General features: G+C 70.3%; 10 protein-coding genes. All 10 read left to right on the forward strand.

Features of this window, described 5'->3' with window-relative positions; all coding sequences use genetic code 11:
* The first annotated feature begins 77 nt into the window (after window positions 1-77).
* Window positions 78-1,577, forward strand: a complete 1,500-nt coding sequence (locus ACIRB7_RS06805) for a bifunctional folylpolyglutamate synthase/dihydrofolate synthase (protein WP_403593360.1) — start codon at window positions 78-80, stop codon at window positions 1,575-1,577.
* Window positions 1,578-1,582: 5 nt separating this feature from the next.
* A complete protein-coding gene (locus ACIRB7_RS06810) occupies window positions 1,583-1,948 on the forward strand; it encodes a DUF4233 domain-containing protein (protein WP_403593363.1) in 366 nt (121 codons plus the stop codon).
* A 66-nt stretch (window positions 1,949-2,014) separates the two neighbouring features.
* Window positions 2,015-2,428, forward strand: a complete 414-nt coding sequence (gene ndk, locus ACIRB7_RS06815; RefSeq protein ID WP_351209965.1) for a nucleoside-diphosphate kinase — start codon at window positions 2,015-2,017, stop codon at window positions 2,426-2,428.
* A gap of 222 nt (window positions 2,429-2,650) precedes the next feature.
* Window positions 2,651-3,670, forward strand: a complete 1,020-nt coding sequence (locus ACIRB7_RS06820) for a rod shape-determining protein (RefSeq protein WP_403593366.1) — start codon at window positions 2,651-2,653, stop codon at window positions 3,668-3,670.
* A 54-nt stretch (window positions 3,671-3,724) separates the two neighbouring features.
* Entirely contained in the window at window positions 3,725-4,795 is a 1,071-nt protein-coding gene (gene mreC, locus ACIRB7_RS06825; RefSeq protein ID WP_403593370.1) for a rod shape-determining protein MreC, read from the forward strand.
* On the forward strand, window positions 4,792-5,460 hold the full coding sequence (mreD, locus tag ACIRB7_RS06830; protein WP_403593373.1) for a rod shape-determining protein MreD: 669 nt from the start codon (window positions 4,792-4,794) through the stop codon (window positions 5,458-5,460). The genes mreC and mreD overlap by 4 nt, the downstream gene beginning before the upstream one ends.
* Before the next feature lie 19 nt (window positions 5,461-5,479).
* On the forward strand, window positions 5,480-7,669 hold the full coding sequence (gene mrdA / locus ACIRB7_RS06835) for a penicillin-binding protein 2 (RefSeq protein WP_403593376.1): 2,190 nt from the start codon (window positions 5,480-5,482) through the stop codon (window positions 7,667-7,669).
* A 3-nt stretch (window positions 7,670-7,672) separates the two neighbouring features.
* On the forward strand, window positions 7,673-8,872 hold the full coding sequence (gene rodA / locus ACIRB7_RS06840) for a rod shape-determining protein RodA (RefSeq protein WP_403593379.1): 1,200 nt from the start codon (window positions 7,673-7,675) through the stop codon (window positions 8,870-8,872).
* A gap of 19 nt (window positions 8,873-8,891) precedes the next feature.
* Window positions 8,892-10,406 carry a CHAD domain-containing protein gene (locus tag ACIRB7_RS06845; RefSeq protein ID WP_403593382.1) on the forward strand — a complete coding sequence of 505 codons (1,515 nt, stop codon included), beginning with the start codon at window positions 8,892-8,894 and terminating at the stop codon, window positions 10,404-10,406.
* 52 nt (window positions 10,407-10,458) lie between these two features.
* On the forward strand, window positions 10,459-12,387 hold the full coding sequence (locus ACIRB7_RS06850) for a TIGR03960 family B12-binding radical SAM protein (RefSeq protein ID WP_403593385.1): 1,929 nt from the start codon (window positions 10,459-10,461) through the stop codon (window positions 12,385-12,387).
* Window positions 12,388-12,449 lie beyond the last annotated feature (62 nt).

Here is a 12,449-nt window from a genome sequence, read left to right on the forward strand (position 1 = left end):
CCCACCGCTCGGCGCCGAAAAGGCGGGTCCACGGTCCTGTCGGTCGTTCTGTCGGTACCCGTCCGTAGACTGGGCCTGTGAGTGAGCCGAGCGACCCGAATGACCAGTTCGACGACATCGTCGACGCCGAGACAGTCCGCGACCCCGACCTGGCGGTGATCGAGGCGGGCAGCCGCACCCTGCGCACGCAGGGCGGTCCGCCCCCGGGCGACCCCGTGCCGGGCCGCCCCCAGGACCCGGAGCTGGACAAGGCGCTGCGCGAGGTCGAGACCGAGCTGTCCACCCGCTGGGGCGAGACCAAGCTGGAGCCCTCGGTCACCCGGATCGCCGCTCTGATGGACGTCCTCGGCGATCCGCAGCGCGCGTACCCCTCGATCCACATCACCGGCACCAACGGCAAGACGTCCACGGCCCGCATGATCGAGGCCCTGCTCGGCGCCTTCGAGCTGCGCACCGGGCGGTACACCTCGCCGCACGTGCAGACCATCACCGAGCGGATCAGCCTGGACGGCGCCCCGATCTCCGCCGAGCGGTTCATCGAGACCTACCAGGACGTCAAGCCGTACGTGGAGCTGGTCGACGCGCGCGAGGAGTACCGGCTCTCCTTCTTCGAGGTCCTCACCGGAATGGCGTACGCGGCCTTCGCCGACGCCCCGGTCGACGTGGCCGTCGTCGAGGTCGGCATGGGCGGCACGTGGGACGCGACGAACGTCATCGACGCGTCCGTCGCCGTCGTCACCCCGATCGACCTCGACCACACCGACCGGCTCGGCGGGACGACCGCCGAGATCGCCGGTGAGAAGTCCGGGATCATCAAGCCGGGCGCGACCGTGATCCTGGCCCAACAGCCGGTGGACGCGGCGCAGGTGCTGCTCAAGAAGGCCGTCGAGACGGACGCCACCGTCGCCCGCGAGGGCATGGAGTTCGGCATCGTCTCCCGCGAGGTCGCGGTCGGCGGCCAGCTCCTCACCCTGCGCGGCCTCGGCGGCGAGTACGACAACGTCTTCCTGCCGCTGCACGGCGCCTACCAGGCGCACAACGCGGCGGTGGCCCTCGCGGCGGTCGAGGCCTTCTTCGGGATCGGCGCCGACCACGCCAGGACCCTGGACCTGGACACGATCCGTACGGCCTTCGCCCAGGTCGCCTCGCCCGGCCGCCTGGAGATCGTCCGCTCCTCCCCGACGGTGCTCCTGGACGCCGCGCACAACCCGCACGGCGCGCGGGCGACGGCGGAGGGCGTGAGTGAGGCCTTCGGCTTCTCGCGGCTCATCGGCGTGGTCTCCACGAGCGGGGACAAGGACGCCCGGGGTCTCCTGGAGGCGTTCGAGCCGATCTTCGCGGAGGTCGTGATCACCGCGAACTCCAACCCGCGGGCCACGGACGTCGACGCGCTCGCCGCGATCGCGGTCGAGGTCTTCGGCGAGGACCGGGTCGTGGTCGAGCCGCGGCTGCCCGACGCGATCGAGGCGGCCATCACCCTCGCGGAGGAAGAGGCCGAGTACGGCGGCGCGGGTGTCCTCGTGACCGGTTCGATCTTCACGGTCGGCGACGCCCGGCTGCTGCTGCGAAGGGGCTGAATCGCATGCGTACGCTCTGTTCGTCGACGCTCATCGGCGAGTTCTTCGTGATCGGTTTCGCCGGGCTCGTCGCCATGAAGGACGACAGCCTCGCGATGTCCACCGTGTGGTGGGTCTGCGGTGTCGCGATGGTCTTCTCGGTGCTGCTGTGCGGGATGGTCACCCGTCCCGGCGGGGTGCAGCTCGGCTGGGCCCTGCAGATCGGCCTGGTCCTCAGCGGCTTCGTCGTCCCGACCATGTTCTTCCTCGGCGCGGTCTTCGGCGGTCTGTGGTGGGCCTCGGTGCACTACGGGCGGCGGATCGACGAGATCAAGGCCGGCTGGGCCGAACAGCAGACCGCCGGGGCCTCGGCAGGGCCTGACGCTGCGTAATCGAGGGGGGTGCGGGGCCTGTAGCCTCGGAGGTCCCGCACACCGCTTTTCCGAAGGAGTTCCCCCGTGAGCCAGCGCACGCTCGTCCTGCTCAAGCCCGACGCCGTCCGCCGTGGCCTGGTCGGCGAGATCATCGGCCGTATCGAGCGCAAGGCCGGCTGGACGCTGGCGGCCCTGGAGCTCCGGGAGCTGGACCAGGACACCCTGGAGCAGCACTACGGCGAGCACAAGGGCAAGCCCTTCTACGAGCCGCTGATGGGCTTCATGTCCTCCGGCCCCGTCGTCGCGCTCGTCGTCGAGGGCGAGCGGGTCATCGAGGGTGTCCGCCAGCTGGCCGGCCCGACCGACCCGATCGCCGCCGCTCCTGGCTCCATTCGGGGCGACTTCGGCACGATCGTCCGGGAGAACCTGATCCACGCCTCCGACTCGGAGGAGTCCGCGCTCCGCGAGCTCAAGATCTTCTTCCCGGGTCTCGCCTGAACCGTTTGCTGACCCGGCGTCAGCCGAACGTAGGACCCTGTGGGGCGACCGAAGGAATTTCGGTCGCCCCCAGGCATATGAACGCCGATCGCGGGAACGGATCGCCGCGTCCTGCCGTCACCTGTACAGAGGTGGACCACCGCGCGGTATCCGGGCGGGCGGCACTACGATGGAAAACTCCACGCCGCACCACCCTCAGCCATGGGAATCAAGGGGAACTCTATGTCGTTCATCGGCCGTGACATGGCTGTCGACCTCGGGACCGCCAACACGCTGGTGTACGTGAGGGGTCGAGGCATCGTTCTGAACGAGCCGTCCGTCGTCGCCATCAACACCAACACCGGCGGCATCCTCGCGGTCGGCGCGGAGGCGAAGAAGATGATCGGCCGGACCCCCGGCAACATCGTCGCCGTCCGGCCTCTGAAGGACGGCGTCATCGCCGACTTCGAGATCACCGAGCGGATGCTCCGCTACTTCATTCTCAAGATCCACAAGCGTCGCTACCTGGCCCGCCCGCGCGTCGTCGTCTGCGTCCCCTCCGGCATCACCGGGGTCGAGCGCCGCGCCGTCATCGAGGCCTCCACGCAGGCCGGCGCCCGCCAGGTGCACATCATCGAGGAGCCCATGGCGGCGGCCATCGGCTCGGGCCTCCCCGTCCACGAGGCCACCGGCAACATGGTCGTCGACATCGGCGGCGGCACCACCGAGGTCGCCGTCATCTCCCTCGGAGGAATCGTCACGGCACAGTCCATCCGCGTCGCCGGCGACGAGCTGGACAACGCGATCATCCAGCACATCAAGAAGGAGTACTCGCTCCTCCTCGGTGAGCGCACCGCCGAGCAGATCAAGATCACCATCGGTTCCGCGTACGACCTCGACAAGGACGAGCACACCGAGATCCGCGGCCGCGACCTCGTCTCCGGCCTCCCCAAGACCGTCGTCATCTCCGCCGCCGAGGTCCGCAAGGCCATCGAGGAGCCGGTCAACGCGATCGTCGACGCGGTGAAGACCACCCTCGACAAGTGCCCGCCGGAGCTCTCCGGTGACGTCATGGACCGCGGCATCGTTCTCACGGGTGGCGGCGCCCTGCTGCGCGGCCTCGACGAGCGCCTCCGCCGTGAGACCGGCATGCCGATCCACATCGCGGAGGACCCGCTGGACTCGGTGGCGCTCGGCGCCGGCAAGTGCGTGGAGGAGTTCGAGGCCCTGCAGCAGGTCCTGGACTCCCAGCCGCGCCGCTAGCACCACCCGTACAGCCGAACAACCGAACCACGAGGAAAGGCACGGCCGCCGCACGTGAGGGACACACGAGAGAGCCGGCTGCTCCTGGTGCTGCTGATCGCCATCGCGTTCGCACTGATCACGGTGGACATCCGCGGCGGTCAGGAGTCACCCGTCGACGGTGCCCGGCAGGCCGCAGCGGCGGTCTTCGGGCCGGTCGAGAACGGTGTGGCGGCCGCGGTCGATCCCGTGGGCAACGCCATAGGCGCGGTCCGGGACTCCGGCGAGCGCCACACCCGGATCGCCGCCCTGGAGAAGGAGAACGCCGAGCTCAAGGCCGAGCTCGGCAGCGACGACCGCAACCGCAGCCGGCTGCGCGAGCTCGACTCCATCCTCAAGACCGCCGGCGCCGGACAGTACGGCATCAAGGGCGCCCAGGTCGTCGCCATAGGAGCGGCCCAGGGCTTCTCCTGGACGGTCACCATCGACATCGGCGCGCGGGACGGCGTCAAGCGGGACATGACCGTCCTCAACGGCGCGGGACTCGTCGGCCGCGTGACCACCGTCGGCCCGTCGACCTCCACGGTCCTCCTCGCCAACGACCCCGACTTCACCGTCGGCACCCGGATGGAGAAGACCGACGAACTCGGCTTCGCCACCGGCCAGGGCGACCAGCCGCTGCTCGTCCAGCTCCTCAACGGCAAGGCCAAGGTGAAGCCGGGCGACCGGCTCGTCACCTTCGGCTCCAGCGGCGACAAGCCCTTCGTGCCCGGCGTGCCGGTCGGCGAGATCGTCCGTGTCGACCCGGCGGGCGGCGGCCTGACCCGTAACGTCTACGTCCGCCCGTACGTCGGCTTCACCAAGCTCGACATCGTCGGCGTCGTCGTCCAGGCACCCGCCTCCGACCCGCGCGACATGGTCCTGCCGCAGAAGCCCAAGCCGGCGCCGACCGTCACGGTCACGGCCACGCCGCCGCCCGCGGTCGGGCAGCAGGCCGCCGACGGACAGCAGCCGAACGCCGACCAGCAGAACCAGCAGGACCAGGGTCAGAAACCGGACCAGGGCCAGAACCAGCAGGACCAGGACCAGCAAGGTCAGAACCAGGGTCAGAACCAGGGCCAGGACCAGGGGGACGCGACACCGTGAAGTTCAACCGCATCCTCCTCTCCGCGACGCTGATCGTCGTCGCCCTCGTCGTCCAGGTCTCCGTCCTCGCCCGCCTCCAGCTCCCCGGCGCCGTCCCCGACCTGGTCCTCCTCACCGTCGTCGCCCTCGCCCTCGTCTACGGACACGTCAGCGGCGCCCTCATCGGCTTCAGCGCGGGGCTCCTCGCCGACCTCGCCCCGCCCGCCGACCACGCCGCCGGGCGCTACGCCCTCGTGCTCTGCGTCGTCGGCTACCTCGTCGGCCTGGCCCGCCCGGAGAACGGCCGGCTGACCTCCGCGACCGGCCCCATGGCCGTCGTCGCCGTGGCGGCCGTCGGCTCCACCCTCCTGTACGCGGGCGTCGGCGCCCTCGTCGGAGACACCGCGGCCCGCCATGTCGGCCTGGGCTCCCTGCTCTTCACGGCGGCCGTGTACGACCTGCTCCTCGCGCCGTTCACGGTGCCGCTCATCATGGCGCTGGCCCGACGCGCGGAGAACGACCCGCTCGCCGACGCCGGCGGGGGCAACGGCACCGACGTCGCCACCGGCTGGCTATCCTCCGGCACCGGCCTGAGCATCGGCACCCAGCGCGGCGGCCTGCGCGTCAAGGCCGCGAAGAGCCGTGCCTCACGGGCCGGACGCATCAAGGGAGTCAAGCGACTGTGACCGAGGGGGCACCGGCGGTATGAGCAACATCCCCGAGACTGGGCGGACCCCCCGGGTCCAGATCCGGCTCGTCGTCATCCAGATCCTCGTCTTCTCGCTGCTGCTGACCCTGGGGGGCCGGCTCTGGTACCTCCAGATCCGCCAGGGCAAGGAGTACACGGACGAGGCGAAGAACAACCACGTCCAGCAGGTCGTGCAGCCCGCCGTCCGCGGCGCCATCCTGGACGCCCGCGGCGTGCCGCTCGCCGACAACGAGACCCGGCTCGTGGTCTCCGCGTCCCGCACCGAGATGATGAAGATGAAGGACCGGGGCAAGGCCGTCCTCACCCGGCTCGCCGGCGTCCTCGAGATGAAGCCCGAAGACGTCATCAACAAGATCCGGCTCTGCGACTCCGAGACCCCCAAGCCCTGCTGGAACGGTTCGCCCTACCAGCCGATCCCGGTCACCGACGAGGCCACCACCCAGCAGGCGCTGACGATCCGTGAGAGCTCCGAGGACTTCCCCGGCATCACCGCCGAGCCCACCGCCGTCCGCCGTTACCCCGCGCCCGCCAAGGCCCGCACGTCGCAGGTGCTCGGCTATCTCTCGCCCGTCACCGACGGGGAGATCGAGAAGGCCAAGGACACCGACTCGCCGTTCCTCCGCTCCGACCAGGTCGGCCGCTCCGGCATCGAGCGGACGTACGACAAGGAGCTGCGTGGCAAGGCGGGCGTGACCCGCTACGAGGTCGACAAGCTCGGCCGCGTCATGGGCCAGACGAAGTCCGACCCGGGAGTGGCCGGCTCCACCCTCGTCACCAGCATCGACGCCCGGGTCCAGTCCGTCGCCGAGTACGAGCTCAACGCGGCGATGAAACTCGTCCGCGGCGAGACCGACAAGATCACCGGCCGCAAGTACGAGGCCGACGCCGGCGCCGTCGTCGTCATGGAGACCAAGACCGGCCGCGTCGTCGCGATGGCCTCCCAGCCCGACTACGACCCCAACGCCTGGGTCGGCGGCATCTCCGCCACGGACTACGCCGCGATGACCAGCAAGGGCTCCAACTACCCGCTGCTCAACCGGGCCATCCAGGGCCAGGCCCCCGCCGGCTCCATCTTCAAGGTCGTGTCGGCGAGCGCCGCCGTACGAGCCGGCTACGACTTCAACGACACGTACAACTGCAGCAGCTCGTACAGCCTCGGCAGCCGCAGCTTCGCCAACTTCGAGTCCAAGGGCCACGGCCCCATCACCCTCGGCGAAGCCCTCAAGTTCTCCTGCAACACCGTCTTCTACGCCCTCGGCCACAAGGAGTGGCAGCGCGACGGCGGGATCAAGCCCAACAAGAACGCCCACGACTGGTTCTACACGACCGCCCGCGACTTCGGATTCGGCTCCGAGACCGGCATCGACCTGCCCAACGAGGTCACCGGCCGGATCCCCGACCGCAAGTGGAAGCAGAACTTCTGGGAGGCCAACAAGGACTCCTGGTGCAAGCAGGGCAAGAAGGGCGGCAGCTACGTCGAGCAGATCGCGTACGAGAGCTGCCTCGAAGGCAACCAGCTGAAGGCGTACGACAGCATCAACTTCGCCATCGGTCAGGGTGACGTCCTCGTCACCCCCATCCAGATGGCCACCGCCTACTCCGCCATCAGCAACGGCGGCACCCTCTACGACCCCACCGTCGGCAAGGCCGTGATCAGCCCCGACGGCAAGTCGATCCGGGAGATCAAGCCCACCGCCCACGGCAAGCTGCCCGTCAGCGCCCAGACCGTCCGCGACCTCGACAAGGGCCTGCGCTCCGTCGTCGAACCCGGCGGCACCGCCGCCTGGCGCTTCGGCGCCTGGCCCCAGGACAAGATCCCGATGCGCGCCAAGACCGGAACCGCCCAGGTCTACGGCAAGCAGACCACCTCCTGGCTGGCGACCTACACCGACGACTTCACCATCGTCATGACGATCTCCCAGGGCGGCACCGGCTCCGGAGCCTCGGGACCCGCCGTACGCAACATCTACGACGCCCTCTACGGCCTCGACGACGCGGGCAACCAGGACCTCAAGCGGGCCCTGCTGCCGAAGCCGCAGAAAACCCTGCCCAAGGTCAACGCCGACGGCACCATCGACGCCCCCGACATCAAGCCGTACGACCCCAAGTCGCAGCTGGTCGACCCCGCCGCGAACGGCGGCGCGACGCCCCCGCTCGCGGGCCCGCCGCCCGTCTGGAGGGACTGACCGATGGCGATCCGCAAGCGCTTCTTCGTCTCCCGGTACGCCCCCGACCGCGGCCCCGTCGGGCGCCTCACCGCCCGGGACTCGGTGCTGCGCAGGCTCGACTGGCCGATGCTCCTCTCGGCGCTCACGCTCTCCCTCGTCGGCGCCCTGCTCGTCTGGTCCGCCACCCGGGGCCGCACCGAGCTCAACCAGGGCGACCCGTACTACTTCCTCTTCCGCCACCTGCTCAACACCGGCATCGGTCTCGTCCTGATGATCGGCACGATCTGGCTCGGCCACCGCACCCTGCGCGGCGCGGTCCCCGTCCTCTACGGTCTCTCGGTCCTGCTGATCCTCGCCGTCCTCACCCCGCTCGGCGCCACCATCAACGGCGCCCACGCGTGGATCGTGATCGGCGGCGGCTTCTCGCTCCAGCCCAGCGAGTTCGTCAAGATCACGATCATCCTGATCATGGCGATGCTCCTCGCGTCGAAGGTCGACGCCGGCGACCAGCTCCACCCCGACCACGGCACCGTCGCCAAGGCCCTCGTCCTGGCCGCCCTGCCCATGGGCATCGTCATGCTGATGCCCGACCTCGGCTCCGTCATGGTCATGGCCGTCATCGTGCTCGGAGTGCTGCTCGCCTCCGGCGCCTCGAACCGCTGGGTCCTCGGCCTGATCGGCGCCGGCGTCGGCGGCGCCGTCCTCGTCACCGCCCTCGGCATGCTCGACGAGTACCAGCTCAACCGCTTCGCCGCCTTCGCCAACCCCGAACTCGACCCCGCCGGCGTCGGCTACAACACCAACCAGGCACGCATCGCGATCGGCTCCGGCGGCCTCTACGGCGCCGGCCTCTTCAAGGGCCACCAGACCACCGGCCAGTTCGTGCCCGAGCAGCAGACCGACTTCATCTTCACCGTCGCGGGCGAGGAACTCGGCTTCGTCGGCGCCGGACTCATCCTCGTCCTCCTCGGCGTCGTCCTCTGGCGCGCCTGCCGCATCGCCCGCGAGACCACCGAGCTCTACGGCACGGTCGTCGCCGCCGGCATCATCGCCTGGTTCGCCTTCCAGTCCTTCGAGAACATCGGCATGACCCTCGGCATCATGCCGGTCGCGGGCCTGCCCCTGCCCTTCGTCTCGTACGGCGGCTCGTCGATGTTCGCGGTGTGGGTGGCGATCGGACTCCTCCAGTCGATCAAGGCACAGCGCCCCATGACGGCGTGACGGCCGCTAGATTCGAGGTATGGCCGAGACGAAACGCGAGATCGAGCGGAAGTACGAAGCCACGGGAGAGACTCCGGTACCGGACCTGACACGGGTCTCCGGAGTCTCCGCGGTCGTGGACCGGGGCGTCATGGAACTCGACGCCGTCTACTACGACACCCCCGACCTGCGGCTCGCCGCCGACGCGCTCACCCTCCGCCGCCGCACCGGGGGCGACGACGCCGGGTGGCACATCAAGTTCCCCGTCACCTCAGGCATCCGCGACGAGATCAGGGCCCCGCTGGCCGACACCCTGCCGGGTGAGCTGGCGGGGCTGCTGCGTTCCCGGGTCCGCGGCGACGAGGTGGTCCCCGTCGTCCGGCTCCGCTCCGCGCGGGACGTCCGCCACCTCCTCACCGAGGACGGCACCCTCCTCGCCGAACTGTCCGTGGACACCGTCCACGCCGAACGGCTGTCGGGCGGCGCGGAGACCACCTGGACCGAGATCGAGGTGGAACTCGCCGACCACACCGACCCGGCCGTCCTCGACGCCGTCGAGAAACGCCTCAGGAAAGCCGGCATCCGCCCCTCCACGGCCTCGTCCAAACTGGCCAGGGCCCTGACCGAGACCGGCGCGGAAGCCAAGCCGGCGGCCACCCCCGGGAAACCCGGCACCGCCGGAGCCGCCGTCCTCACCTACGTACGCGAACAGGTCGACGCCATCGTCGCCCACGACCCGGCCGTACGACGCGAGCTGCCCGACGCCGTCCACCAGCTGAGGGTCGCCTGCCGCCGGCTGCGCAGCACCTTCAAGACACACCGGCGCGTCCTCGACCGCAGCGTCACCGACGCCCTCGGCGAGGAACTGAAATGGCTCGCCGGAGAGCTCGGCGTCGCCCGCGACCAGGAAGTCCTCGACAAACGGCTCCGCGCCCACGTCGCAGACCTGCCCGAGGCCCTCGTCCTCGGCCCGGTCAAGGCCCGGCTGCGCCGCCGGGACGCCGCTCGCGGCAGCCACGCCCGGCGCCAGGCCCTCGCCGCCCTCGACTCCCCCCGCTACCTCGCCCTCCTCGAGGGCCTCGACGCGCTCCTCACCGACCCGCCCCTCCGCAAGGCCGCCCGCCGCGACGCCCCGAAGGTCCTCGCCCGCGCCGTCCGCAAGGACCACGACCGCCTCGCAGGCCGCGTCGAGCACGCCCTCTCCCTCGAACCCGGCCACGAGCGCGACCTCGCCCTCCACGAGGCCCGCAAGGCCGCCAAACGCGCCCGGTACGCGTGCGACGCGGCCCGCCCCACCCTCGGAAAACCCGCCAAGCGCCTGGCGAAACGAGTGAAGGCCGTCCAGTCCGTGCTCGGCGAGCACCAGGACGCCGTCGTCGCCCGCACGGCCCTGCGCGAACTCGGACTCCAGGCCCACGGCGTCGGCGAATCGGCCTTCACCTGGGGCCTTCTGTACGGACGCGAGGAAGCCGCCGCGGCGGCGGCCGAGCGGGAACTCCCCGAGGTCTGGGCCGGCGCCTCGGCCCCCGCACTCGGGGCGGCTCTGACCCGCTGAGCACCGGGGTACGCTTGAGAGTCGCCCCCCTGCCAGCTCACGAAGGTTCGAGATGTCTGCTGCCGAGTCTGTCTTCCCGCAGCTCGAAGCTCTGCTCCCGCACGTGCAGAAGCCGATTCAGTACGTCGGTGGAGAGCTGAACTCCACGGTCAAGCCGTGGGAGTCCGCCGACGTCCGCTGGGCGCTGATGTACCCGGACGCGTACGAGGTCGGCCTGCCCAACCAGGGCGTCATGATCCTGTACGAGGTGCTGAACGAGCGGGAGGGCGTCCTCGCCGAGCGCACCTACAGCGTCTGGCCGGACCTCGAAGAGCTGATGCGCGAGCACGACGTGCCCCAGTTCACCGTCGACTCGCACCGCCCCGTCGGCGCCTTCGACGTCTTCGGCCTGAGCTTCTCCACCGAGCTCGGCTACACGAACATGCTCACCGCCCTCGACCTCGCCGGCATCCCGCTGGAGGCGAAGGACCGGACCGTCGACCACCCCATCGTGCTCGCCGGCGGCCACGCGGCCTTCAACCCCGAGCCGATCGCGGACTTCATCGACGCGGCGGTCATCGGCGACGGCGAGCAGGCCGTCCTCGACATGACCGAGATCATCCGGGCCTGGAAGGCCGAGGGCCGACCGGGCGGCCGCGAGGAGGTCCTCTTCCGCCTCGCGAAGACCGGGAACGTCTACATCCCGCGCTTCTACGACGTCGAGTACCTCCCGGACGGCCGCATCGGCCGTGTCGTACCCAACAGGTCCGGCGTGCCGTGGCGCGTCTCGAAGCACACCGTCATGGACCTCGACGAGTGGCCGTACCCCAAGCAGCCCCTCGTGCCGCTCGCGGAGACCGTCCACGAGCGCATGTCCGTCGAGATCTTCCGCGGCTGCACCCGCGGCTGCCGCTTCTGCCAGGCCGGCATGATCACGCGCCCCGTGCGGGAGCGAAGCATCACCGGCATCGGCGAGATGGTCGAGAAGGGTCTCAAGGCGACGGGCTTCGAGGAGGTCGGCCTCCTCTCCCTCTCCTCCGCGGACCACACCGAGATCGGTGAGATCGCGAAGGGCCTCGCCGACCGCTACACGGAGGACAAGGTAGGCCTGTCCCTGCCCTCGACCCGCGTCGACGCGTTCAACGTCGACCTGGCGAACGAGCTCACGCGGAACGGCCGCCGCTCCGGCCTCACCTTCGCCCCCGAGGGCGGCTCCGAGCGCATGCGCAAGGTCATCAACAAGATGGTCTCGGAGGAGGACCTCATCCGGACCGTCTCCACCGCGTACGGCAACGGCTGGCGCCAGGTGAAGCTGTACTTCATGTGCGGCCTGCCGACGGAGACCGACGAGGACGTCCTCCAGATCGCGGACATGGCGATGAACGTGATCGCCGAGGGCCGCAAGGTCTCAGGCCAGAACGACATCCGCTGCACCGTCTCCATCGGCGGCTTCGTCCCCAAGCCGCACACCCCGTTCCAGTGGGCCCCGCAGCTCTCCGCCGAGGAGACCGACGAGCGCCTGCGGAAGCTCCGCGACAAGATCCGCGGCGACAAGAAGTACGGCCGCTCCATCGGCTTCCGCTACCACGACGGCAAGCCCGGCATCGTCGAGGGCCTCCTCTCCCGCGGCGACCGCCGCCTCGGCGCGGTCATCCGCGCGGTGTACGAGGACGGCGGCCGCTTCGACGGCTGGCGCGAGCACTTCTCGTACGACCGCTGGATGGCCTGCGCCGAGAAGACGCTGCCGTCCGTGGGCGTCGACGTCGCCTGGTACACCACCCGCGAGCGCACCTACGAGGAGGTCCTGCCCTGGGACCACCTGGACTCGGGCCTCGACAAGGACTGGCTCTGGGAGGACTGGCAGGACTCGCTCGACGAGACCGAGGTCGAGGACTGCCGCTGGACCCCGTGCTTCGACTGCGGCGTCTGCCCCGCGATGCAGACCGAGATCCAGGTCGGCCCGACGGGCAAGAAGCTGCTCCCGCTCACGGTCGTGAAGTAGGCCCGTTCGGGTAACACTCCGGCGACGGCCCGGCGCGAGGGGAAACCCTCGGCCGGGCCGTC

It is taken from the genome of Streptomyces sp. NPDC093795 (assembly GCF_044764665.1).
Lineage (GTDB): Bacteria > Actinomycetota > Actinomycetes > Streptomycetales > Streptomycetaceae > Streptomyces.